The sequence below is a fragment of the Acinetobacter rudis genome (assembly GCF_000829675.1).
Lineage (GTDB): Bacteria > Pseudomonadota > Gammaproteobacteria > Pseudomonadales > Moraxellaceae > Acinetobacter > Acinetobacter rudis.
Window position 1 is genome coordinate 1 of sequence record NZ_BBRX01000059.1, and the last position, 24438, is coordinate 24438.

21 protein-coding genes and 1 tRNA gene are annotated in these 24438 nt (G+C 38.6%); 12 read left to right on the plus strand and 10 right to left on the minus strand.

What is annotated here, in order from left to right:
* The coding region (locus tag Aru01_RS13995; RefSeq protein ID WP_042111489.1) for an NADPH-dependent 2,4-dienoyl-CoA reductase at window positions 1-1758 on the plus strand (1758 nt) is incomplete at its 5' end.
* 87 nt (window positions 1759-1845) lie between these two features.
* Window positions 1846-1935: transfer RNA gene (locus tag Aru01_RS14000), tRNA-Ser, on the plus strand.
* A 145-nt stretch (window positions 1936-2080) separates the two neighbouring features.
* On the opposite strand, the gene Aru01_RS14005 is transcribed toward Aru01_RS14000, so the two are convergent.
* The gene (locus Aru01_RS14005; protein WP_016655857.1) at window positions 2081-2437 is read right to left on the minus strand and encodes a DUF1304 domain-containing protein; all 357 of its coding nucleotides are present in this window, start codon (window positions 2435-2437) and stop codon (window positions 2081-2083) included.
* A gap of 151 nt (window positions 2438-2588) precedes the next feature.
* A complete protein-coding gene (locus tag Aru01_RS14010) occupies window positions 2589-3233 on the minus strand; it encodes a glutathione S-transferase family protein (protein ID WP_016655858.1) in 645 nt (214 codons plus the stop codon).
* A 95-nt stretch (window positions 3234-3328) separates the two neighbouring features.
* Between Aru01_RS14010 and Aru01_RS14015 the strand changes: the two genes are divergently transcribed.
* From Aru01_RS14015 to Aru01_RS14045, 7 genes are all read left to right on the plus strand, one after another.
* Window positions 3329-3934: a TetR/AcrR family transcriptional regulator gene (locus tag Aru01_RS14015; RefSeq protein WP_016655859.1), complete on the plus strand. Its 606-nt coding sequence runs from the start codon at window positions 3329-3331 to the stop codon at window positions 3932-3934.
* Between the two features lie 23 nt (window positions 3935-3957).
* Window positions 3958-4635 (plus strand): type 1 glutamine amidotransferase domain-containing protein, encoded by a 678-nt coding sequence (locus tag Aru01_RS14020; RefSeq protein WP_016655860.1) that lies wholly within the window; start codon window positions 3958-3960, stop codon window positions 4633-4635.
* 18 nt (window positions 4636-4653) lie between these two features.
* Window positions 4654-6063 (plus strand): coniferyl aldehyde dehydrogenase, encoded by a 1410-nt coding sequence (locus Aru01_RS14025; RefSeq protein ID WP_016655861.1) that lies wholly within the window; start codon window positions 4654-4656, stop codon window positions 6061-6063.
* 34 nt (window positions 6064-6097) lie between these two features.
* Window positions 6098-6508, plus strand: coding sequence for an organic hydroperoxide resistance protein (locus Aru01_RS14030; RefSeq protein WP_016655862.1), 411 nt, complete (start codon window positions 6098-6100; stop codon window positions 6506-6508).
* 14 nt (window positions 6509-6522) lie between these two features.
* Window positions 6523-7500, plus strand: coding sequence for a zinc-binding dehydrogenase (locus Aru01_RS14035; RefSeq protein ID WP_016655863.1), 978 nt, complete (start codon window positions 6523-6525; stop codon window positions 7498-7500).
* A gap of 554 nt (window positions 7501-8054) precedes the next feature.
* Window positions 8055-9572 carry an acetaldehyde dehydrogenase ExaC gene (gene exaC, locus Aru01_RS14040; protein ID WP_016655864.1) on the plus strand — a complete coding sequence of 506 codons (1518 nt, stop codon included), beginning with the start codon at window positions 8055-8057 and terminating at the stop codon, window positions 9570-9572.
* Window positions 9573-9727: 155 nt separating this feature from the next.
* Window positions 9728-10885 (plus strand): iron-containing alcohol dehydrogenase, encoded by a 1158-nt coding sequence (locus tag Aru01_RS14045; protein ID WP_016655865.1) that lies wholly within the window; start codon window positions 9728-9730, stop codon window positions 10883-10885.
* A gap of 82 nt (window positions 10886-10967) precedes the next feature.
* Here Aru01_RS14045 and Aru01_RS14050 read toward each other — a convergent pair whose 3' ends face one another.
* Both Aru01_RS14050 and Aru01_RS14055 read right to left on the minus strand, forming a co-directional pair.
* Complete coding sequence (locus tag Aru01_RS14050; protein ID WP_016655866.1) at window positions 10968-12191, minus strand: MFS transporter; 1224 nt, start codon at window positions 12189-12191, stop codon at window positions 10968-10970.
* A 3-nt stretch (window positions 12192-12194) separates the two neighbouring features.
* Window positions 12195-13244, minus strand: a complete 1050-nt coding sequence (locus Aru01_RS14055) for a class I SAM-dependent methyltransferase (RefSeq protein ID WP_016655867.1) — start codon at window positions 13242-13244, stop codon at window positions 12195-12197.
* 181 nt (window positions 13245-13425) lie between these two features.
* Here Aru01_RS14055 and Aru01_RS14060 point away from each other — a divergent pair, with 181 nt between their 5' ends.
* Together Aru01_RS14060 and Aru01_RS14065 are read left to right on the plus strand one after the other, a co-directional pair.
* Window positions 13426-14385, plus strand: a complete 960-nt coding sequence (locus tag Aru01_RS14060) for a helix-turn-helix domain-containing protein (protein WP_016655868.1) — start codon at window positions 13426-13428, stop codon at window positions 14383-14385.
* A gap of 260 nt (window positions 14386-14645) precedes the next feature.
* A complete protein-coding gene (locus Aru01_RS14065) occupies window positions 14646-17852 on the plus strand; it encodes a TonB-dependent receptor domain-containing protein (protein WP_016655869.1) in 3207 nt (1068 codons plus the stop codon).
* A 421-nt stretch (window positions 17853-18273) separates the two neighbouring features.
* Here Aru01_RS14065 and cuyB read toward each other — a convergent pair whose 3' ends face one another.
* The 6 genes from cuyB to dps form a co-directional block, all read right to left on the minus strand.
* Window positions 18274-18987 carry a cysteate racemase gene (gene cuyB / locus Aru01_RS14070; protein ID WP_016655870.1) on the minus strand — a complete coding sequence of 238 codons (714 nt, stop codon included), beginning with the start codon at window positions 18985-18987 and terminating at the stop codon, window positions 18274-18276.
* 1 nt (window position 18988) lies between these two features.
* Entirely contained in the window at window positions 18989-20011 is a 1023-nt protein-coding gene (cuyA, locus tag Aru01_RS14075; protein ID WP_016655871.1) for a D-cysteate sulfo-lyase, read from the minus strand.
* A 17-nt stretch (window positions 20012-20028) separates the two neighbouring features.
* The gene (locus Aru01_RS14080) at window positions 20029-20820 is read right to left on the minus strand and encodes an ABC transporter ATP-binding protein (RefSeq protein WP_016655872.1); all 792 of its coding nucleotides are present in this window, start codon (window positions 20818-20820) and stop codon (window positions 20029-20031) included.
* On the minus strand, window positions 20820-21599 hold the full coding sequence (locus tag Aru01_RS14085) for an ABC transporter permease (protein WP_016655873.1): 780 nt from the start codon (window positions 21597-21599) through the stop codon (window positions 20820-20822). The genes Aru01_RS14080 and Aru01_RS14085 overlap by 1 nt, the downstream gene beginning before the upstream one ends.
* A 9-nt stretch (window positions 21600-21608) precedes the next feature.
* Window positions 21609-22679: a taurine ABC transporter substrate-binding protein gene (locus tag Aru01_RS14090; RefSeq protein ID WP_016655874.1), complete on the minus strand. Its 1071-nt coding sequence runs from the start codon at window positions 22677-22679 to the stop codon at window positions 21609-21611.
* Window positions 22680-23240: 561 nt separating this feature from the next.
* On the minus strand, window positions 23241-23732 hold the full coding sequence (gene dps / locus Aru01_RS14095) for a DNA starvation/stationary phase protection protein Dps (RefSeq protein ID WP_040331112.1): 492 nt from the start codon (window positions 23730-23732) through the stop codon (window positions 23241-23243).
* Between the two features lie 486 nt (window positions 23733-24218).
* On the opposite strand from dps, the gene Aru01_RS14100 reads away from it, so the two are divergent.
* Window positions 24219-24438 (plus strand): sigma factor (locus tag Aru01_RS14100; protein WP_042111492.1); only part of this gene is annotated, 220 nt, incomplete at its 3' end.

A 24438-nucleotide genomic window follows, 5' to 3' on the forward strand; every position in this document is an offset into this window, starting at 1 on the left:
GTGCATAAGCATGGGGCAAAAATATTAATGCAGATTTTGCATGCAGGGCGTTACGGTTATCAACCTTTTGTTGTATCTTCGAGTCCGATTAAGTCTCCAATTTCTCCATTTAAACCAAGACAATTATCTGAAAAACAAATCTTACAAACGATTGATGATTATGCTCGTACTGCAAACTTAGCGAAAAATGCAGGCTATGATGGTGTTGAGGTCATGGGATCAGAAGGTTATTTAATTAACCAATTTTTAAGTCGCCATGTCAATCAACGTCAAGATCGCTGGGGCGGTGATATACAAAATCGCATGCGTTTTGCTGTGGAAATTGTAAAGGCAATTCGAGCTAAAGTGGGTGAAAAATTCATAATTAGTTTCCGTCTGTCATTTCTTGATTTGGTGCATGACGGTAACACCATGGATGAAGTTATTGTTGTTGCTCAAGCACTTGAAAAAGTAGGGGTGACTTTACTCAACACTGGTATTGGCTGGCATGAAGCACGTATTCCGACCATTGTGACTTCAGTACCACGAGCAGCTTTTGTCGATTATACGGCTGAAGTGAAAAAGCATGTGAAATTGCCTGTAATTGCCTCAAACCGAATCAATATGCCAGACACCGCTGAAGAGATTTTGGCAAGTGGTCAAGCAGATATGGTGCAAATGGCACGTCCATTATTAGCCGATCCATATTGGGTCAGTAAAACAGCAACCAACCGTGTAGATGAAATCAATACCTGTATTGCATGTAATCAGGCCTGTCTGGATCATACCTTTAAAAATCAGCGCGCTACATGTTTGGTTAATCCACGAGCTGCATATGAAACGGAATTGGTTTATATCAAAACTAAACGTCCAAAGCGCATCGCCGTGGTAGGTGCAGGTGTTGCGGGTATGTCAGCTGCAACAGTTGCCGCAGAGCGTGGTCATAAAGTTACATTGTTTGAAGCAAATAATGAGGTTGGTGGACAGTTCAATTTGGCCAAAGTTGTTCCTGGAAAAGAAGAGTTTCATGAGACGATTCGCTATTTTAAAAAACAGATACAACAGACAGCTGTGGATTTACGTTTAAATACTAAAGTCAATCGTGAGCAACTTGAACGTGAAGGTTTCGACGAAGTCATCGTTGCTACAGGTGTCATACCACGTGCGTTGAAAATTGAAGGGAGTCAAGCGCCTCAGGTACTCTCTTATGCTGAGGTTTTACGTGGTGCTCCAGTCGGATTGCGTGTTGCAGTGATTGGTGCAGGCGGAATTGGTTTTGATGTTTCAGAATATTTATTAAAACCTGAGCATCAACCTCAACCACAATCTATTGTGGATTGGAAACGTGAATGGGGGGTCGATCAAAATGCAAATTATGTTTCTGAAGGTGGGATGCAACCTGCCGAAGTTGAAACACCAATACGCGAAATTTATTTGATGCAGCGTAAAACTACACCATTAGGTGCGGGCTTAGGAAAAACTTCAGGTTGGGTGCATCGAGCCCAATTGAAGAAGCATGCAGTGAAAATGCTGCGCGGCGTGCAATATAAAGCCGTAACTGATGAGGGGATCTGGATCAATATGAATGGCCAAGATCAACTTTTACGTGTGGATACCATAGTGGTATGTGCAGGTCAGGAATCAGTTGTAGAAATTATGCCAAAGCAAGATGAAAAAACTTTAGCAAAATATCATATTATCGGTGGTGCCAAACTTGCTGCAGAGCTTGATGCAAAGCGCGCAATTCGCGATGGTGCTGAATTAGCAGCCAAACTATAGCACTTTTGATGAAACATTATTCACTTGGTCATTATTTTGGAAATTTTGCTTGTATAACATCGTGAAGCTTTGTATTCTTGCGCACATGGAAGCGTGGCAGAGTGGTTTAATGCACCGGTCTTGAAAACCGACGAGGGCGCGAGTCCTCCGTGAGTTCGAATCTCACCGCTTCCGCCAAATTCGAAAGCCCCTGTATTTACAGGGGCTTTTTTATTGTCAGGGATTTTGTTTTCTATCTTTATTTTACTCACCCGTAGATTGGCTCAGTGTGTTGTATAGCTCAGACAACAATTGAAAACGACCAAAGTGATGTGCTTTTACTTTAGTAGCCTAAATTCACCATTAATAATGCGAATAAAGCAGGGACAGATTGAATATAAATAATTTTCTTACTTGCAGTAACGCCCCCATAAATTCCTGCAATTAACACACACCCTAAAAAGAAGTTTGCTAAAGACAAAGAAAATATTTCAGAAGAAAATAAAGCCCAAAACAAACCAGCAGCTAAGAAACCATTATATAGTCCTTGATTTTGCGCCATAATTTTCGTCAATTTTGCTTTCTCTAAGCTATTACCAAAAGCTTTTAAGCCAGTAGGTTTATCCCATAAAAACATTTCAAGAATTAAAATATACACATGTAATATAGCAATCAGTCCAATTAAAATATTCCCAATCATGATCATGTCCTTAAATTAAAAATGGTTTTATTTTTCGGCCATACTGCATTTGATTTTATGCATTACAGCGGTTTCTGGTCGCGATGATCAATGCTTACAAACAACGTAGTTAGCTTAAAGTCCAAGTAAACACAGTATTGCTTAAATTGAGTTAAGCATTGATTTGATGATTAAGATTATGCTCAATTGAGATGGCTTTGTGCCAACTGCTTAGCGCTTCTATATTTTTTAAATATTGTTCGAGATTTAGATATTTTGAACGAATGCCAAAAGAATGAATTAATCCGTGCACAACAAAGCCCATCATAAAATCAGCACCTGTTAAACGGTTCTCGACTAAGAACTTTTTGCCCGCTAGTTTCTGATTTAAATAAGAAAAGACCTTATCTAATTCTACATTGGCATATTGTTCTAAAAATTTTAACTCTGTACCACTTCTTAATTCAATTGAATTAAAAAGTTTTAATAAATATGGAACCATTGCTGAACTTTCTGAAAAATGAATCCATTGTAAATATTCAAGATAACCATCTGAGTCCTTAGCAGGTGCAAGTTCTGGTGCAAATTTGTCAATTAAAATTTCTACGATTGCTCCAGACTCTACTATGACTTTCCCATCAAGCTCAATGACTGGAGATTTTCCTAAAGGGTGAATATTCTTTAACTCATCAGGAGCAAGATTGCTATTTTTATCTCGAATATAACTTTTTAATTTATAAGGTTGGTTGATATGTTCAAGTAACCACAAGATACGCAATGAGCGAGAAGAATTTAAATGATGAAGAATAATAGACATTAGTTTTCTCTTTTAGACTTGAATATTGACAAAGTAAGCCTGATTATATAATTTAATAGACGACTGGTCTAATATTTTTATTCATAGGTAACATAATGAAACCATCCCAAGCACAAAAGTCGGAAGATAAACGTAATCTAATCTTAGAAAGCGGTTTTAATCTTGTTTTGCGTAAAGGATTTGTGGGTGTTGGATTACAAGAGATTTTAAAAAACTGCAATGTACCTAAAGGTTCTTTTTATCATCACTTTGAATCGAAAGAGGCTTTTGGATGCGTATTGCTTGAACATTACATCAGTGATTATGAGCAACGATTGGAAAAGCTTTGGTCAAACGATCATTCTGCACAGGATAAAATTTTAAGCTATTTCGATGCTTGGATTTATGATGAGCAGATCCAATGTGGGTGGGCTGAAACGTGCTTGATTGTCAAACTTGCAGCCGAAGTTTCAGACTTATCCGAAGATATGCGTTTAATTATGGATACAGGCACAAAATGGCTTGTCACTAAAATTGCACATTTAATAGAACAGGGCGTTCAAGAAGGTTCTGTATATATTCAAGCTCAAGCGCCTGATGTTGCCCAAGTAATTTATCAAATGTGGCTCGGTGCTGCACTGTTATCTAAATTACAGAAAGATAAAACACCATTAAAGCAAGCCATGCAAGCCACAAAATTTATGTTAAATCGCAAATCATAATTGTCAATTTGGAAAATAATCATATGAATATTTTAATGATATTAACATCACACGATCAATTGGGTCACACAGGTCATAAAACGGGATTTTGGTTAGAGGAGTTTACTGCCCCATATTATGTATTTAAAGATGCTGGTGCAAACATTACCCTTGCTTCTCCAAAGGGTGGGCAACCGCCGCTTGATCCTAAAAGTAATGAAGTAGATTTCCAGACTCAAACAACTCGACGTTTTGAGCAAGATCAGGAGCTAAAAACACAATTATCACAAACTCAAAAACTTTCCGAGATTAATGTAGCTGAATTTGATGCAGTATTTTTCCCTGGTGGACATGGTCCTTTGTGGGATTTAGTTGATGATCAACATGTAATTGCGTTAATTGAGCAAGTTATTACCGATCAAAAACCGTTGGCTGTGGTTTGTCATGCGAGTGCTGTTGTGAAAAATGTTAAAACACCTGAAGGGCAGCCATTTGCTCAAGGCAAAAAAATTACAGGTTTTTCAAATAGCGAAGAAGAAGCAGTTCAACTATCTGATGTTGTGCCATTTTTAATCGAGGATGTGTTTAAAGCGCAGGGCGCTCAGTATGTCAAAAGTGCAGATTGGCAAAGCTTTGTTGTAAAAGATGGTTTATTTGTATCTGGACAAAATCCAGCAAGCTCTGAAGCCGTTGCCCTTGAACTTTTGAAATTATTGAAATAAAAGTTCAAGGAGATAAATATGGATCAGCACAACTTACCGCAGATGATTGATGAAATGCGTCAAGTACACATACAAGAAGGTTTCCCTCGTATAGATATACGTATGGATCGTCTTGAACGTGCTAAAAAGCTACTACTTGAAAATAGAGATCAACTATTAGCTGCAATAAATGCAGATTTTGGACATCGGAATGCTTATCAGGGACTAGCGACAGATGTTTTAGCCTCAGTTGCATTATTGGACAATGCAAAACACCAGTTAAGCGAATGGATGAAACGTGAAGTTGTTAGTAATCCATTTGATGGTATGAAAACAGAAATCCAATATCAGCCTTTAGGGGTGGTCGGTATTATTAGTCCATGGAATTTTCCTTTAAATCTAGCATTTGGCCCGCTGGCAGGTGTTTTTGCTGCAGGAAATCGTGCAGTGATAAAACCATCTGAACTCACGCCACGAACCAGTGAATTGTTGGCACAACTCGTACCACAGTATTTTGATAAAAATGAATTACGGATTGTCACTGGTGATGCCGATGTTGGTGCTGCATTTAGCTCCTTAGCATTTGATCATTTGATTTTTACAGGCAGCACCACTGTTGGTAAACACGTGATGCGTGCCGCAGCAGAAAATTTAGTTCCTGTCACTTTAGAACTTGGTGGTAAATCGCCTGTTGTTTTAACGGAGCATTTTGATCTAAAAACTGCGGTAGAACGAATACTGACAGTCAAAACATTTAATGCAGGGCAGATTTGTATTGCACCTGATTATGTGATGATGCCTGAGTCATTCAATAGTGTATTTATCGAGCATGCACAGAATTTTATGCAAGATATTTACGGTGGAGGTTTCTTTGCTAATGATGATTTTACATCAATCATTAACGATAAACATTTTGCACGGTTACTGACTCTACTTGAGGATGCCAAAGCAAAAGGTGCAACACTCCTAACACTTGGGCAAGAGTCTAAAATTAGTGATCAAACTACACGTAAGATTGCCCCAACGCTGGTTTTTGATGTGACTGATGACATGTTGATTATGCAAGAGGAAATCTTTGGGCCATTGCTTCCGATCAAAAATCTCCAATGTGTTGATGATGCTATTGCTTATATTAATGAACATCCCCGTCCATTAGCGGCTTATTACTTTGATGGTCGTGCTGACCAACAGCAATATTTTTCAGAGAAAACCATTTCAGGTGGTCTGGTCATTAATGATGTGATGACACATGTCATGATTGATAGTTTACCGTTTGGTGGCATTGGGGCTTCGGGAATCGGTGCCTATCATGGAATTCATGGATTTAGACGTTTTAGTCATGCCAAAGCAGTTGTAATCCAAAGTGTAAATGGTGAATCAAACCAACGTTTACGTGCACCATATGCTGAAAAATTTGTAGCCACACAGGCTATGCTAAATCAATCTTAACCGTCTTAATGTAAAAATATCTTGGAGTTTAAAAATGAAAATATTTTATAAAACACGTGCAACAGCAACAGGTGGTCGTGCAGGGCATACACAACTTGATGATGAAACTTTGGCTTTAGATTTAGCTGTTCCGGGTTCAGGTAAAGAGGGTACAAATCCTGAGCAACTTTTTGCTTTGGGCTATGCCGCTTGTTTTGATAATGCTTTACCCTTTGCTGCAAAACAGCTAGACATGGAATATTCATCAAGCAAGACTTCAGTTGAAGTTGGTATTGGTATTTTAAGTTCGGGTGGTTATGCATTAGACATTGATCTTTATGTAGAAATTACAGGACTTTCTCAAGAAGACGCTGAAAAATTAGTCGCGGCAACGCATAAAACTTGCCCATATTCAAATGCAACACGCGGCAATGTAGATGTACGTTTACATACTACAGTGGCTTAAACAAGGAGTACAAAATGAAAGCTGTTGTGCATACAGAATTTGGTGAGCCTGAAATCGTACTCAATCTACAAGATCAGCCCATACCTGAACCCGCTGCCAATGAAGTCCGTGTTAAAACGATTTTGTCACCAATTCACAACCATGATCTTTGGACAGTACGTGGTCGTTATGGTTATAAACCCACATTCCCTGCAATTGGAGGAAGTGAAGCCGTTGGAATAGTTGATGCGGTTGGTGAAAATGTTTCTCAGATCCATGTTGGACAACGTATTGCTGTTGCATCGGTGCATGGTACGTGGGCAGAATATTTTATTGCTTCTGCCCAATCTGTGATCGTATTGCCAGATGCTGTTCCGGATGAAATTGCTGCGCAATTAATTGCGATGCCATTAAGTTCAGCAATGCTTTTAGAGTTTTTAAAAGTAAAATCTGGCGATTGGTTGATTCAAAATGCTGCAAGCGGCGCTGTAGGTAAGACTTTAGCAATGCTTGCCGGAGCACGTGGAATTCATTCAATTAGCTTAGTGCGTCGGGATAGTGCTGTTGTAGAGTTGAAAGAATTAGGTATTCAGCATGTGGTTTCGACAGAACAGGCAGATTGGAAAGAACAGGTTAAAGCCATTGTTGCTGACCAGCCTATTATTGCAGCTGTAGATTCTATTGGTGGAACAGCTAGTTCGGATCTGGTTGAATTACTTGGAGAAAATGGAACATTAATATCGTTTGGTACAATGAAAGGCGAACCGATGCAAATTCCATCTGGCGATATGATTTTCAAACAAGTTGTGGTTAAAGGTTTTTGGGGTTCTAAAGTCAGTCGTGATCTGTCAAGTGAAGATAAAAAAAGGCTCATCACTGAACTTATTCAAGGTGTGTTAAATAACACGTTAAAATTACCTGTTGAAGCGATTTATGCATTAGATGAAATTAAGGATGCAAGTCTAGCAAGCCTTAAGCAAGCTAAAAAAGGTAAGGTTTTATTGAAACTATAACTATCGCAATCTAGCATCTGACTTATTAAGCCCTATTTTTCGTTCACAAAAGTCTGATCTGTGTGTTGAAATTGCAGATAACTTCCATTAAAAAACCTATGCAAACCAGTTCGATAAGGCCTTGGATTAGACACATTGAGTGCAAATAGATCTTAAGTCTTTTTCGGTCTGATTTAATTTTTTCCATATCTTAACCCATATGAAATACTGGACACGGTAATCGCCGAATTTAAAAGCTCTTGTAAATACAGGAGCTTTTTTATTGTCTGAGATTTTATTTGCTATGCCTATGATCAGCTCAATAGAGTTTCAAAGTGCCAATATAGGCAGTTAAATAACAATGATGAATTTAGCTCGAGAAGCTATAGCGGCGTTGCACTTGAGGCTCTTTCTAATATGTTTATGTAAAACATAAATTTAAAGTTACGTTGACATTACTTTAAATATTAAATATATATAATGATACGATATGTATTGATATTGGTAATTTTATGTTTATCAGTATCAACTGTGAAATCGTATGTATGGATACTCATGAAAAAAAGGAATATAGAATGATTTATACAGCTCCAGGACAAGCAAACAGTCTACTCAAAATTAAAGCACGCTATGCAAACTACATCGGTGGGCAATTTATAGCCCCTGTCAGTGGTGAATACTTTCAAAATCATAGTCCTATAAATAATGAGCTATGTGGTGAATTCCCACGTTCTAGTTCAGCTGATGTCGAGCTAGCGCTTGATGCAGCACACGCCGCAAGTGAAGCTTGGGGAAAAACTTCCGCTCAAGATCGTGCAATGGTTTTACTTAAAATCGCTGATCGAATTGAAGAAAACCTTGAATATTTAGCTGTTACAGAAACTTGGGACAATGGCAAACCGATTCGTGAGACTCTGGCTGTCGATGTGCCATTATCTGCAGATCATTTCCGTTATTTTGCTGGGTGTATTCGAGCTCAGGAAGGTAGTGCAGCAGAAATTGATGAGAAAACAGCTGCCTATCATTTTCATGAGCCACTTGGTGTTGTCGGGCAAATTATTCCATGGAATTTCCCATTGCTTATGGCGGCATGGAAATTGGCACCAGCACTTGCAGCGGGAAATGCGATTGTACTTAAACCAGCAGAGCAAACTCCGCTTTCAATCACGGTATTGTTAGAGTTAATTGGTGATTTGCTTCCAGCGGGTGTACTCAATGTGATTCATGGTTTGGGTAAGGAGGCAGGCGAAGCCTTAGCTTCAAGTCAGCGTATAGCTAAAATTGCTTTCACAGGTTCTACAGCAACAGGTAAGCACATTTTGAAGCATGCGGCAGAAAATCTAATCCCAAGTACTATGGAGCTTGGTGGAAAATCACCGAATATTTTCTTTGCAGATATTATGCAGGCCGATCCAAAATTTATAGACAAGGCTGCTGAAGGATTGGTGATGGGATTTTTTAACCAAGGTGAAGTCTGTACTTGCCCATCACGTGCACTGATTCAAGAATCCATCTATGAGCCTTTTATCGCCAAGGTATTAGAAAAAATTCGCATGATTCGTCAAGGTAATCCCCTCGATACAGAAACAATGCTGGGTGCACAGGCTTCTGCACAACAATTTAAAAAGATATTAGAGTATATCGACATTGGTAAAAATGAAGGCGCTGAAATACTCATTGGAGGTGTTGCACAACAATCTCAGGCCCTGAGCGAGGGTTATTATATTCAGCCGACCTTATTAAAAGGTCAGAATAATATGCGTGTCTTTCAAGAGGAGATTTTTGGCCCTGTCGTTGCAGTAACAACATTTAAAGATGAAGCGGATGCAATTGCTATTGCCAATGATACAGAATATGGCCTTGCTGCTGGTGTATGGACGCGTGATATTAATTTAGCTTACCGTATGGGACGTTCGATTAAAGCTGGGCGGGTCTGGACCAATTGTTATGGCTTACATCCTGCACATGCCGCATTTGGTGGATATAAAAAATCGGGTATAGGCCGAGAAACACATAAGATGATGTTAGATCATTATCAACAAACTAAAAATCTCTTAATCAGCTATGACGAAAATCCAATGGGCTTATTTTAAAGCTCTAAAGTTGTCTTCCAATTAGCATTGAACATGATTCACTGCAAAATACCACATTGATTTAAAACTAAAGCCATAGCTTCTTCGCCATGGTTTTAAATCACCATGACCTCATTGCTATACAAGATTGAGGTTAAATAAAAAGGATTTTTACCATGCGTTTTTATGATTATCTCGTTCCAAATGTTAACTTCTTTGGTCCAGGCTGTCTGGAGGTCGTCGGTCAACGATGCCAAATTTTAGGTGGTCAACATGCTTTGATCGTGACGGACCCATTCCTTGCAACACTAAAAGGTGGAGCAGTTGAGCAAACCATTCAATATCTACAAGCAGCAGGTATTCGTACCACGGTATTTTCTGCTGTACAGGCAAATCCTAAAGATACTGATGTGACTGCAGGATTAACCTGTTACCAAGATAACCACTGTGACATGATTGTCACTGTCGGTGGAGGATCTCCACATGACTGTGGTAAGGCCATTGGTATTATGGCGACTCATCCGGGAAAGATTGGTGACTATGCAGGTATTGATACCTTAAACCATGCGCTACCACCGATTGTATCTGTAAATACGACTGCGGGTACCGCCAGTGAAGTGACTCGACACTGTGTAATTACCGACACCCAAACCCATTTAAAATATGTGATTGTCAGCTGGCGTAATCTTCCATTGGTTTCTATTAATGATCCATTACTAATGTTAGCCAAGCCACGTGCACTGACTGCTGCAACGGGTATGGATGCATTGACTCACGCGATTGAAGCCTATGTTTCTGTAGATGCTAATCCCGTTACTGATGCAGCCGCTATTCAGGCCATTAAATTGATTGCAAATAATCTGCGTACAGCTGTTGCAAATGGCGATGATCTTAAGGCACGTGAAAATATGGCGTATGGTTCTTTACTTGCGGGGATGGCCTTTAACAATGGTAACCTAGGTTATGTACATGCCATGGCCCATCAACTTGGTGGGCTGTATGATATGCCTCATGGTGTTGCAAATGCGATCTTACTGCCTCATGTCTGCCGATACAATTTAATTGCCAACGTACAAAAGTTCGCAGAGATAGCAGAATTTCTGGGAGAGAATATTGATGGATGTTCTACTTTAGAAGCTGCAGATAAAGCAGTTGAAGCGTTATTTAGATTATCTACTGACGTATCAATACCTGCACATCTTAGTCAGCTTGGGGTTAAGGAACAAGACTTTGAGCTGATGGCAGAAAACGCATTAAAAGATGGCAATGCATTTAGTAACCCACGTAAAGGATCGAAACAAGACATTATAAATATATTTAAAGCTGCATATTAATACGGCTTTATTTGTCTCATACTTGACGCAAAAACCCTTGTATATACAAGGGTTTTTAAGTGTGCTGAAGTGGTTTATTATTTTAATGATCGAGAGTTGGTTTTAAGTGATGTTTAATTTTCCACGTCATGATTAAGGTCATCAAAATAGCGATTAAAAGCACAGTGAACATGATGATGTAGCCATAGGCATCGAATAATATACCTGAGAGTATAGGGACTAAAATACGGCTTAATGTAAAGAGTGATGTTTGTAGACCATAATCAGTCGCACTAAGCTCTTTTCTACAAAAGAGTAATGTTAATCCAAAGAGTAGGGCTGAGATTCCACCCATGCCGATCCCAATCAAAAGAGCGCAGCAAATCAGCCAAATGGTGGAGAACTTGAAATAAAAACCAATAATGAGTGCGCTAATTGCTAAGATCGAAATTGCTAAATACAGCAATATGGTCTGCTCAGAACCTAGACGTTTAGCGAAATATGGGGCAATTAAACTGGATATCGCACCTGCAATTCCTCCTAAAGTACCAATCGTTAGGGCAACGACATTGACCGACAAACCATAATCAAGGAATGCGGGCTTGAGATAGAGCCACACAGCACCAATAAAAGGAAAGCCAAATAATAATAAGCCAATCCATGTTTTGGCAGAAGGTTGGTTAAAAAAGCTCTTCCAGTCTTGAAAAATATGTAATCCGATATGGGGACGCTGATTGGGCTGAGGGTTAGATGATGTATCGAGTTTAATGCAGAGTAATGGGATTAAGCCAACCAATAAAAAGCTTGCCATGAGTATAAAGGGCACATGCCAGCCATAATGGTGATGAATGAAGACAAATATTCCACCCCCCATAATTGCCCCTATAAATAATGCAGCAGATCGAATACTGCCAGTGTACATTTGTTCGGTGCGTAAAAAAAACTGAGCAGCTAAAGCATTTAATGGAATATCAAGCCATGTAAATAAAATACTAAGACACAGCGCGAAGATAAATAATAACTTAGGTTGCTCAATTAAATTGTGTGCACTTAACCAACACAGGAGCGCAATACTGGGGAGGGTGAGGATGACTAGCCATATTGAAAATGATTGTTTTCCTAGGTTTAGTTTTTGAACAGGGAGCGCAAATAAAAACTTAGCCAGTGTTGGAAGTGCTGCTAATTGGAATAATCCTATTTCTGTACCTGACCAGCCATATTGACGCATGATCAAAGGTAAACCCAACATCAAATAAATGCTGGGTACTGCAAGAGAGAAATTCATCCAACCAAAAGCAATTTGCCAGAATAACGTTGGTCTATTCATTGATTATTTTCTCGCAATCAAGACATCGAGTGGTGTGACGGGGAACTGTACATCTTCAATTACCTGTATATCTCCACAGCCCAATTTTTTTAAAGTTTCGTATATCTCTCCTTTTTTGGGCACATAGTTTTTTTGCATGCGCATGTTTAGATAATAACTTTGCACAAGTGGCTGATGATGTAATGGATCGATTTCAGAATGACAGCAGATTAAGACGCCCTGTGCGGATAGAGCACCCAGTAGTTTTGCCAAGGTTGTAGCTGGATCACCAACAAAATGCAGTACTGAAGAGCACCAAATAATGTCATATGACCTATCAAATTGAATGTCTTCGATTGTGGAAGATATACAATGCAAGCGATGCTGAGCAGGATGCTGATTGAGGTTTGGGCGAATCGTCTCTATAACACTAGGCAACTCCAATAAAGTGCAGTCAAGTTGAGTAAATTTTTCTGCGAGAAACATAGAGATCAATCCAGCACCCGCGCCAACATCGAGACATTGTTTTGCACTTTTAAATTCTGGAATTAAGTCAGAGAGTATATTGACTATATGAGTTGTGACAGCAGCTTGTTCTTGTGCAATTTGAATTTGTGCGGCTAGTGCCCAGGCGAGCTCAATATTTTTGGCCTCTCGTATTTGCATTTGAAAGTTTGGTGCAAACATATTCGGCAATTGAGCGGAAACAGATTGGATAACGTTTTGTCTAAATAATAATGCATCGCCACAATATTGATCTGACTGTGGATCAAGGTAAGGGATTAACTCAGACTTTATTCGATACATGGTTTGATTGTTCTGATCCGCGTGTTCATCTAAGACTTGCAGGCTAGCTAGAAGCTGTAATAGATACTTTGTATTTTCAGCATGTAAATGGTGTTGCTGGGCGAGCTGGGCAGCAGAGCTTGCTTTTAAAAGCGTGGCAAATAGTTTTGTCTCAACTGCAAAATTTAAAGCTTGTGCTTGAATTTGTGAGAGATAAATTTGCCAAATAGGTTGTAAAGGATGTGCAGCAGTGAGTGCATTTATGGCACGATTTAAATATAAGTTCATCTAGAAAAAACTCATTAATTTGAAAATAGCAAATGATGATTGGCAATGACTCTATATAGACATGCACTTAAAAGATGATTTATGATGTCATCTTAAATGAGAATGATTATTGTTTTTTATATGATAAATATAGAAAATAGTATGCGAAGTGAGATGGACTTAAGAAATTGGATATTGGCTTATGACAAGATTGCATCATCGCTTACCTGTTCACGCAGCACGTTCAGTTCAAGGCATTTCATCAAGGCAAAAGCGTATTGGTCTATCAGAAGATCTTGGCTATTGTTATGCAGATTCTTTGCAAATTGAAGAGGGGTTGTTGGTTAATCAATTACATTATTGCCCCAAATATAGTTTGCAAGAAGAAACTAAATCCACGCATCAAGACCCAGTGATGGTATTGACGGTCGGATTACAGGGAGCTTCAAATTATCAGAGCCAAAATGCAGAACAAATAAACTTTAAAGCAGATTTCATCACGATCAATACTTTCCCGTGTATTGAAGGGGTGCGATATTATCAAAAACAACAAACAGTCTCTCAGCTGCGTTTGATTATGACCTCTACATTTTTAGAAAAATATTTAAACCCACAGCAGTTACAATTGTTATTTCATTGCGATCACATCAACCAGATCGCTTATCAACCCGTTTCGCTGACCACTAAAGCACATGCTTTGGCTTTGGCTCATTCTTTACAACAGCGTCAGGTCGATCCTCAATGTATGTTACAACAACATATTCATGCATTAAGTTTGTTGTCAGAACAATTGCCATTGATTAGCCCTGAACATTCCATAGTGTCTCATAGCAGCTTAAATGCACAAGTTGTACAAAATCTGGAAAAAGCTAAAACAATAATGATCAATCAACTCGATCAAGCGTTAACAATGAATTATGTAGCAAGCATAGCGGGAATGAACGTACATAAGTTTAAAGCCAGTTTTATTAAACTCTATGGTTTAAACCCTGCTGAATACTTATTACAAATTCGAATGCGAAAAGCACAAACTTTGCTTGAGTCAGGTTTACAAGTTGCTCAAGTCGCATGGCAGGTGGGTTATAAATATCCCAATAACTTTACCGTCGCATTTACGCGATTTTATGGTCGATCTCCAAAGGTATTTCTATCTAAAAAGTAAGTGATGAAAATAATATACGCTTAGAAATTCGCTTTGGTTTTATATCGATAACGATGTACTTCGCTTTGGTCCTTCAGATGAGTAAGCTTAAGTTGAACACGCTTTTTTTTATGGGAATGAATTTCATTTTGCATAGTTAAAAGTGCCATCCTCATATTTATTCAAATAATAAAGTTTCTCATTTGGAACATAATCATTCCTACTCAATCCGGCCTATGCGGCTGTGAATTATATCAATTGACTTGGATTATGGTGGGGAAATGGGGATAAAACAGCAACGGATCGATCACAATATTTTTAGACTGCATCCTTTAACATTTTCATTAATGCTTTGTCTAATGGGTATAGCTTTACCTAGTACAGCTTATTCTACAGAAACTGAATCAACGCATAATGACAATGAAAATGCAGCAGACCATGAGAATGGTGTGGTTCAGTTAAGTACGATTACCTTATATGCAACGGCTGATGATGCACATCAAAAAGCCAAGAATGAAATGTACTCCAAGGATGTTTCTAATGTATATGCTGATCGTGAAGAAGTTGAGCGTTATCAAGTCAGTTCTGCTGGGGATTTATTCAAAGGTTTAAATGGCGTATACACAGGAGACAGTCGGAACTCTGGAGCGATTGATCCTAATATTCGAGGAATTCAGGGTGAGGGTAGAGTGCCACTCACGATTGACGGGACTGAACAGTCTACATCGGTTTGGATGGGTCCTTCTGGTGTGGCCAATCGAAATTATATTGATCCGAATATGGTGAGTAGTATTTTAGTTGAAAAGGGCAGTTCAATGTCTTCTCCTATCAGTGGTATTGGCGGTAGTGTGCAAGTGAAGACATTACAGGTGGACGATATTGTTCAAGCGGGTGAAAGTTTTGGTATCGAACTGAAAACAGATACTTCAACCAATTCGATTGCACCCAATCAAGAAGGGATGAATTATTTTGGTCAGGATTATCGGGATATTCCTGGGGCTTATGCCAACAAGTTCTCTCGTGGTGCACTAATGGCACCAAGCCTAACCAAGACACCACGAATAGGTGATGGTGGGAAAGATTTTAACTTTGATGCAGCGGCTTATCGTATTGCAATTGCGACTAAGCAAGATCAGTTTGATTTGCTTGGTGCATATAGTTATCGAAAACGCGGCAATTATTATAGTGGTAAACATAATAGTTCAAAATACCAAACAGATACATGGCAAGAAGATGCTCGGAAACAAACAGAGATAGAAGCAATTAGTGGTCAGCCGAGTATTTCTTATCTTGCGAAGTATTTTTTACCAGGTGATGAGGTTTCAAATACATCGAGTGAACAAGAATCCACATTGTTAAAAGGGACATGGCGTATTAGTGATGCTCAAACACTCAATGCAAGTTTTATGCGCAATGAGCTAAGCTTCGGAGAACAAGTACCTTGGATGATTTCTGAGGCGGTTAGAGGAAGTGATGGATCACGTCTGAATCAGTATCAATTTCCTTATAGTCAGGTTAAACAAGATACTTGGACATTAAATTATACCTTGAATCCAGACAACCGATGGCTTGACTTGAAAGCTGGTGCTTGGCTGACTCAAAACAATACATCTCGTCATCAAAATGGTGATGCGGTATATGGTATTGGCGTGAGTTGGGATAGTGTTCAGAGTGATCAGGCTTGGGAAAATTACACCCGCTGTCATGTTTTACATGAAGCTACAAACGACTGTAGTCTTATTCCATCAACACCGCCAGAAAAATTAGCCAATGATGATGGTCGTTTTAATGTGCTGGCCCGTGCACTTCAACTGACAGATCACAAAAGAGTTGGTTTTAACTTAAGTAACACTTTTAAGTTAAAGCCCAATTTAGATTTTACGCTTTCAGGTGACTATACCAAGGAAAAGCTAGATCAATGGGATATGTCAGAGGGACATCCAGCCTATGAATATACTTGGGGTGTTGGACATATGGGGCCACGATCAGGCTCTAGACAACAATGGAATCTCAACTTTAATTTTGATTGGCGGCCTACATCGTGGTTAAGTATTAACGCTGGAACACGCTATAGTGATTATTGGTCATTTGATGAAAAACTTGCAAAAGGTCGATTAAAACAAGACCCAAACTGGGCGATTCAACCTGAAATTACTGGCATGTTGCAATACTATCAAGAGCTATTGTCTGATGACGATATTAAACTGATTCGAGATACGGCGATTCAACAACGACAAGAAGTCATTGATTGGTCTAAAGATTTTATGGAGAAGCACCCTGAAGTAGGCGATATACTTTCAGATTATTTAGCGGTATATCCAACAGCAGATTCGATTGCCAATGAGGCAATTGACGCACTGCGTAATGAGGATGGTTATTTATATTCTCAGTGGTCGAATATGTCACATCCGAATCCCAACGATCCTTCAATTCGTTATGTCGTTATCCCTTATGGGGGCTCACATAAAGGTTTTGCTGCGAATAATCCATTTTTAAATGGAACGATTAATCCAGATGAGTGGGTTGAAAATGCGCAAGGAACGTCGAAAACTATGCCCAAATACATATTTAAAAATAGTATGTCATCGGTGATTGCCCCTGACAGTACAGTTGTAAATAAATGGGCTGAACCTGAGAAACAAAAGAATCATGATTGGGTACCCTATTTAGGGATTACAGCTGCCTTAAGTGATCATGCGCGTGTTTATGTGCGTTACAACGAATTTGTTCGCTTTCCCACTGTGTTTGAATCATCACTTGCTTTGGCAGGTTCCAATAAACGTGCAACAGGAGCTGCTAATGCACCAGAGCATGCTTACAATTGGGAATTGGGTTATGCACATAATTTAAAAAGTTTTTCTGTATTTGATCAGTTGGATTATGCCGATATTAAAATCAATTACTTTAATAATCGTATCGAAAACTATATTGATCGGGATTATAACTTCAATATTGTCCAGTTTGCTGAGAAAAAAATGTCAGGTATTGAGTTACTAACACGACTAGATGCTGGAAAGTATTTTGGAAGTTTCGGGGCAACTTATCGTTTAAAACAAGAGGTGTGTGATCGGGATTATGCCTCATATCTTGATCCGATTTATAACCGAATTTCAGAATGTATTGATGGTGGTTTTCCTCTTACTTTTGCGCGTACAAGTCTACAACCCAAGTATTCGCTTAACTTTGATCTAGGTGCACGATTATTTGACGAAAAACTGAAGTTGGGCGGGCGAGCGGTCTATCATAGTGAAGCAAAAAATAAGAGTGAATCAGAGTTTGGTGAGATGGGTTGGGCCTTTAATCGTGCCTATTATTGGAATCCAATTTTGGTCTTTGATGCATATATGAATTATCAAGCGCATCCTAATGTACGTTTGGATTTTAATATCACCAATATCACCAATCAATATTATATTGATCCAATGGCACGTGTAAGCTTGCCCGCTCCTGGACGCGCCATGACAGCAGGAGTTACATTTAAATTTTGATGAATGAACAGTGACGATTATTTTGAGCAGTGCTTTAAGCTGACTTAAAAAGCTTAAAGCCACTATTGGCGGGATGCTTGCTGCTTGATTCAAATATTAAAATTCCCCCTTATGCCATATATGGCTTGTTAAAGGGGGAATAAAAGCGTCACATAGTCAAAGTGATCACCTAAACTAACGCATATCACTCAAAGCTTCAATCAAACAGGAAATAAAATCGATCGCCTTACTCCCCATGAAAAAGGAAGTGAAAGGGGGGATTCATGCTATTGCTTTATAAGATAGTTAAGCCTAGAAGCAGTAATCAACCTGTGATTTGACTGTTGTGGCAAGATGATATGCACGCAGTCAAAAACTTAACTGATAGACACCACTTTGCATGTAGGGGCTTAAAATATGAACTGAATGTGCTCAGACTCCATCACTCATAAAACCAATCGACACAGGTATTAGCCAAAATTTGCGTAGTATCAAAACTGATCTTTAAAATAGGCGACTGAACAGCATGCAGTGCAATCGGGATTTCAGTACAAGCTAAAATAATGTAACTTGCACCTGCATCGACCAGTCTTTGGCTTAAGGCATGCAATATGGGCCCTGCCTCAGCCAATTGATTACGTTTAACTGCATAAACAGCAGGCATTAGTTCCTGTTCAATCACTTGTTCTGCGTGTATTACATAAGGGATATCGTACTTGGCCAATTCACGTTGGTATAGCTCGGTGGATAGAGCACCCTGAGTTGCTAAAATTCCAACTTTTTCGCCAAATTTATAGTGCTTTACAATTTGTTGTACAGTTAATTCAACCATATGAAAGATTTCAATATCGGTGTGTTGTTGTAGATCTCGATGCCAAAAATGTGCGGTATTACATGGAATGGCGATCTTCGCAACATGACTTTGTTCTAAGACTTTAAGTCCAACCAACATTGCTTGTAGTGGACTTTGCCCAAGATGGTTAATCGCCAATTGTCGGTCAGGAATTCCGCCGTGATTCCATATAATTGCTGGAATATGCTCCTGATCTCGCGTCACAATGCTGGTATCCAGCAAGCGCTGTTGAAAATCGACAGCAGCAGCTGGACCCATGCCACCTAAAATACCAAGAATAGGAAGTTCTGCAAAATCAGTCATATTATAATCTGTAGGCAGAGGTATGAGAGAAAGTTGTACGGTAGCCGAATAAACCGACTGCACCACCCGTATGTAAGAAAATTACTCGATCATTTTTAGTGAAATAACCTTGGCGAATCAGACCGATTAGACCTGCAAAGCCTTTTCCTGAATAGACTGGGTCAAGTAAAATACCCTCAGTTCTTGCTAGAAGTTGCACTGCCTCAATCATACTTGGTGTGGGGATGCCGTAGCCTTCACCAACATAGTCACTATTTGCCACAACTTTTTCCCGTGAAATAAGCTTAGAATCGAGCCCTAGATGTTCTAAGGTTGCACGAGTGAGTTGGTAGACATTTTCTTCTTGCTTAGATTTCTCAGCTCGAACACTAATACCTAGTACTGGTAAATGAGAGTGTGTAGCTGCAATACCTGCTAAAAGCCCTGCTTGAGTACCTGTACTACCTGTGGCGTGAATAAGGTGAGTGGGGTTAAGTTGGAGATGATTAAGCTGATTGATAAGCTCAATTGCAGCAGAAACATAACCTAAAGCACCTATCGCATTTGAGCCACCACCAGGAATGATATAAGGGCGTTCTCCTTGAGCTTCTAAAACTTTTGCTTTTTCAACTAAGGCAGCATTCATATCTGTTCCAGAAGCTAAAACCTCTATAGATGATGCACCTAAGATTTCATCGAGTAGCAGATTGCCATTGTTATAGTATTCATCTGTAGCATCGCCAACACGCTGTTCAAGTAGTACAGATGTTTTTAATCCAAACTTATTTGCAGCAGCAATCGTTTGACGTACGTGATTGGATTGGGTCGCCCCTTGAGTAAGTATGTGTGTTGCCCCTTGAGCGAGTGCATCTCCGATTAAAAATTCCAATTTACGGGTTTTATTTCCACCCGTAGCCAACCCTGTTGCATCATCACGTTTGATATATATTTCAGGACCATTGAGGAGTTGCGTTAAATTCGGTAAAAACTCTAATGGTGTGGGGCCTTGTACCAGCTTAACGCGAGGTAAATGACTTAATAGCATACGAAGATCCTGTGGTTTTAATGTAGGTAATCAATCATGCGAGTTACTTCTTTACGCATAATCTCTAAAATATGTTTTTTACTTTCGATGAACTCTTGCTGCTGTGCAATATTTTCAATACTACGTGGACGCGGCAAATTGTTCTGAATATCATCGATAATACGACCAGGGTGTCCTGCCATTAAGATGATGCGGTCTGCTAACAGTAGCGATTCATCGATATCGTGAGTGACAAATAAAATCGTGGTTTTATTGTCTTGCCAAAGCTGAGTCAGCGTCTCTTGCATTAAAATGCGTGTTTGCGCGTCTAAAGCACCAAAAGGTTCATCCATTAATAAAATTTTTGGTTTCATCACCCATGCACGTGCCAAAGCGACACGTTGTTTCATTCCACCTGAAATTTGCCAAATTCGATGATTTTCAAATTTCTTTAAACCTGTTTTCTCCAAGTAATATTCAGTTTGGTCAGCAATATATTGAGCAGTTGCCTTTGATTGTTTTAATGGAAATTCAATATTTTCTTTCACAGACAACCAAGGAAAAAGCTGGGCTTGTTGGAAGACAACAGCACGATCTATATTCGGTGCAACAATGCGTTGACCATCCACATAAATATGTCCTTGAGTAGATTGCTCAAAGCCTGCCAGTAAATTTAAAATGGTTGATTTACCACAACCGGATGGCCCGAGTAAGCAGACAAACTGACCTTCAGTAATATCCAGATCAATATTTTCAAGAACGGTCTGGGTTGTTTGATTCTGCTTAAATGTTTTTTCAACATTATTGAGGTGAATAAAAGGTTGAGTCATTATACTTTTCCTGTCCACGGTGCCCATTTTTGCTGCGCTTTGACAATCAGCCAATCCAAAATAAAACCAATCGTTCCAAGTAAAATAATGCCGACGATCACTGCATCAGTACGTAAATACGTTCCTGCATTAATAATCATCCAACCTAGTCCTGATGTTGCTGCAACCATCTCAGCGGCAATTAAAGATGTCCAACCGATACCGATGGACAGTCGAATCGTGGTAAAGATTTCAGGAAGTGAAGCCGGCAAAATGATACGAAATAAGATTGCAGTTTTACCCAAGCCCATGGTTTGTGCCGCTTGAATCAAACCATAAGCCACGTTTTGACTCGCTGCTGTAGCCCCAACAATTACAGTGAGTAAAGTGGCAATAAAAATGAGAAAAAATTTAGATTCTTCTCCAATACCTAGCCACACCACCACTAAGGGAATGAGAGCGATCTTAGGTATTGGTCTTAAGAATTGTACAAATGGGTCAAGAACAGCATTTAAGATCGGACTACGACCCATCATTAAGCCCAGGGGTACACCGATAATAATGGCCACAAAGAATGCAAAAAATGCACGTGCTGTACTGACGAGTATATGTTGATAAAACGGTGTATCTCGGTAACCATTTTGGTATAAATCGACTACCGTCTCGACCAGATTTATAGGAGAGGGCAGTAAAATAGGCGATACAAAGTTAAAGCTGCATATTAACTGCCAAGTAATTACAAAAGTGATGAGCGATAATGCGCCAATAACTTTTGCTTTAAGCGGGCTTAATTGAGTCATGGCATAACCTTATTTTGTTGCTTCAATAAGGTACTGACTGTTGATGTTAGGTGCGTAGCTCTTCGGAAGATCACTCTGCTTTAACTCACCAATATTGACTAAAAATTTTGCAATATCTAGTGTAGCTTTCGCGAGACCTGATTTTTCATCATTTGCAGTTGCACCGAGATATTTTTCAGTGGCTTGGTCTTTTAGTGCAATATATTCAATGCCTGCTAAGGTTGTTTCTACTTGATCATAAGGAAGACTTAAATATTTAGAGATCTTTTCAGATGCGGCTTTAGGATCTCGTTTGTATTCATCTACTTGTTCTTGATAGGTTTTCAAGAACTTAACCACAAGATCTGAATGCTGTGCGGCAAACGCTTTACGTACAGCAAAATTGTTATAAACCAGAATGCCTTGATCATTGAGTGTGGTCGTACGATAAATCTCTTGTCCACCAGCTTTTTCTAATTGTTGTGTAAATGGTCCCCAAACATAGGCAGCGTCTATATCACCTCGAGTCCAAGCTGCAACGATTTCAGCTGGTTTTAATGGCAGTAACTGAATTTTTGATTTATCAATCTTCTGCAGTGCTAAAGCCTGTTCTAATGCATATTGCGCCGTGGAGTTCGCTGGGAAAGCCACTTTTTTGCCCACTAAGTCTTGAAGATTTTTAATTTCTGGGCGAACAATTAAACGCTCTGCACTAGACACTAAGCCCTCAAGACCAATAATTTCAATGGGTAATCCTCGAGTAATTCCTGCAACTGCAGGGCTTGAACCAAAACGTGCAATATCAATTTCATTTGCAGCAAAGTAATTGATCACGTCTGCACCCGTTGCAAATTCAACCCATTTGATTTTTGTACCAAAAGCTTTTTCAAAATCGCCATCAGCTTTACCTAAAACCCAAACACGTGGACCACCTCCCCAAGCGATTCGAACTTCTTTAGGAAGCTCAGCAACTGTTGTTTGGGCAGCCTGATGATCTGTATTTTGTTGAGCATTATTACCGCAGCCCACTAAGAGCGCAAAATGAAGAATCCCCACAGATATAGCTAAATTCTTAAAATTAAAATGTGTTGTATTCAACATTTCTACTTCCAATATTTCTAAACAAGCATGATCGTAGTAAAAATTAAAAGTGGATAAAAATATGAAAAAAAGGAAAGTTTATATTTAAAAAGTGCATTGATTTATATCAATATAAAAGAAATATTTATCAGGTTAATGTTGATTTTTATATCATAAAATCTAATAAATAATTTTTAAATAACCTTCTAAATTTTAATAGATAAATTTCAGTAATTTATAAAAAGAGTTTTAATTTGATCCATGTTTTGGTTTTACTATAGATAAAAGAGTTAATCTGATTTTCTGTATGTAAATTAATCGGCTATACAGTCGTAAAAATATATTGTTTGATTATTTTGGTTTGAACTTTAATAAATATTATTTTTATTTGGATAATAATTAATCTATTGGCTGAATCCTTATTGAGTTGAATAGATAATGTAAGTGCTTATATAAGATATAAACCAAGTGCATGGCCAAATATGCCTAAAGGATTTGATAAAAAACAAAAGAGATAAATGCTGTTTCTAATAAGAAAAGAGGTAATGAATTACCTCTTTTAAGAGCACATGATTCAGTACATTATTTTTCAGAAATATTGGCTTCAAGGAACCATAAATACTGATCTAAATCTTCTAAAGCGGCATGAAATATATCCTCAGAAATAGGATCTTTAATGTGATCAAGCGTTTCTCTTATGTGATTGGCAACGACAGCATAACGATCTGCCAACTCTTTTAAGTGATCTTGAACATCATGGATTTCTGTAGGATAGGGTTCTAAATTTGATTGCTTTGATACAGCTTGTGTTGTACCTAGAGCAACACCACCGATCTGAACAGATCGTTCAGCAACATTGTCTAGATGAGTAATAATAGAGGTTCTAAATGTATCCAACATTTCATGAACAGCAATGAAATTACTACCACGCATATTCCAATGCGCTTGCTTTGTTAATAATGAGAGATCAATAAGATTTGCTAAGGTTTGGTTTAATATACTGATCGTTTGCTCTTTTACAGAGTCATCGAGATTGTTACGTGTTCTAACTCTTAGTTTCATTGAATTGCTCATGATTAATTTTACCTTTTTATTAAGACTTTTATACACTTATAAGACGTTATACCTTGGTGCTATAGCTTAAGTGAATCACTTCTCTATATACTTTTCACGCAAGGTCACCAACCAGAATAACAAGTGTAATTTTAATAAATGGTAAAGATTTGTATGATGACAGCTATATTACAATGCTATGAATAACAAAGAAAATTTCACAGTTAAACTAAACTTCTGATGAATAAATAAGGCTCTAAACCTGTTAAGCCGAAGTGATTTTGTACGAGCAATAGTGTTCAAAAAGTTATTTTGTGTTTGATGGAATTTAATCAAACTGGCAACGCTAATGAGTAGGATGTCGATGTTAATTTTTAACATCTATTTGCGAGTATGGTTTCTAATGGTTTGAATTAATTTAAAAAATAAGAAAAAAGTAATCAATGATTTTGTATTGATGATTTTTTTGTTAAGATAAGTAACTTAATGATTCTCATTCTCTTTAAAATGTCTGATCTAATTAGTAATCTCTATCGCCAGCACCATTCATGGTTATATCAATGGTTGAAACGTCGTCTGAATCATAGCGAAGATGCTGCAGATTTAGCCCATGATACATTTATACGTGTGTTAAAGCGTCAAGACCAATTACATTTTGAACAGCCTCGCGCCATTTTAACCACGATTGCTAAGGGAATACTGATTAACTGGTATCAGCGTAAATCAA

Coding starts and splice junctions, on each gene's coding strand:
- Aru01_RS14005 (WP_016655857.1), bottom strand. CDS start 2,437: ATGATTGGGAATATTTTAATTGGACTGATTGCTATATTACATGTGTAT.
- Aru01_RS14010 (WP_016655858.1), bottom strand. CDS start 3,233: ATGTCTATTATTCTTCATCATTTAAATTCTTCTCGCTCATTGCGTATC.
- Aru01_RS14015 (WP_016655859.1), top strand. CDS start 3,329: ATGAAACCATCCCAAGCACAAAAGTCGGAAGATAAACGTAATCTAATC.
- Aru01_RS14020 (WP_016655860.1), top strand. CDS start 3,958: ATGAATATTTTAATGATATTAACATCACACGATCAATTGGGTCACACA.
- Aru01_RS14025 (WP_016655861.1), top strand. CDS start 4,654: ATGGATCAGCACAACTTACCGCAGATGATTGATGAAATGCGTCAAGTA.
- Aru01_RS14030 (WP_016655862.1), top strand. CDS start 6,098: ATGAAAATATTTTATAAAACACGTGCAACAGCAACAGGTGGTCGTGCA.
- Aru01_RS14035 (WP_016655863.1), top strand. CDS start 6,523: ATGAAAGCTGTTGTGCATACAGAATTTGGTGAGCCTGAAATCGTACTC.
- exaC (WP_016655864.1), top strand. CDS start 8,055: ATGATTTATACAGCTCCAGGACAAGCAAACAGTCTACTCAAAATTAAA.
- Aru01_RS14045 (WP_016655865.1), top strand. CDS start 9,728: ATGCGTTTTTATGATTATCTCGTTCCAAATGTTAACTTCTTTGGTCCA.
- Aru01_RS14050 (WP_016655866.1), bottom strand. CDS start 12,191: ATGAATAGACCAACGTTATTCTGGCAAATTGCTTTTGGTTGGATGAAT.
- Aru01_RS14055 (WP_016655867.1), bottom strand. CDS start 13,244: ATGAACTTATATTTAAATCGTGCCATAAATGCACTCACTGCTGCACAT.
- Aru01_RS14060 (WP_016655868.1), top strand. CDS start 13,426: ATGACAAGATTGCATCATCGCTTACCTGTTCACGCAGCACGTTCAGTT.
- Aru01_RS14065 (WP_016655869.1), top strand. CDS start 14,646: ATGGGGATAAAACAGCAACGGATCGATCACAATATTTTTAGACTGCAT.
- cuyB (WP_016655870.1), bottom strand. CDS start 18,987: ATGACTGATTTTGCAGAACTTCCTATTCTTGGTATTTTAGGTGGCATG.
- cuyA (WP_016655871.1), bottom strand. CDS start 20,011: ATGCTATTAAGTCATTTACCTCGCGTTAAGCTGGTACAAGGCCCCACA.
- Aru01_RS14080 (WP_016655872.1), bottom strand. CDS start 20,820: ATGACTCAACCTTTTATTCACCTCAATAATGTTGAAAAAACATTTAAG.
- Aru01_RS14085 (WP_016655873.1), bottom strand. CDS start 21,599: ATGACTCAATTAAGCCCGCTTAAAGCAAAAGTTATTGGCGCATTATCG.
- Aru01_RS14090 (WP_016655874.1), bottom strand. CDS start 22,679: ATGTTGAATACAACACATTTTAATTTTAAGAATTTAGCTATATCTGTG.
- dps (WP_040331112.1), bottom strand. CDS start 23,732: ATGAGCAATTCAATGAAACTAAGAGTTAGAACACGTAACAATCTCGAT.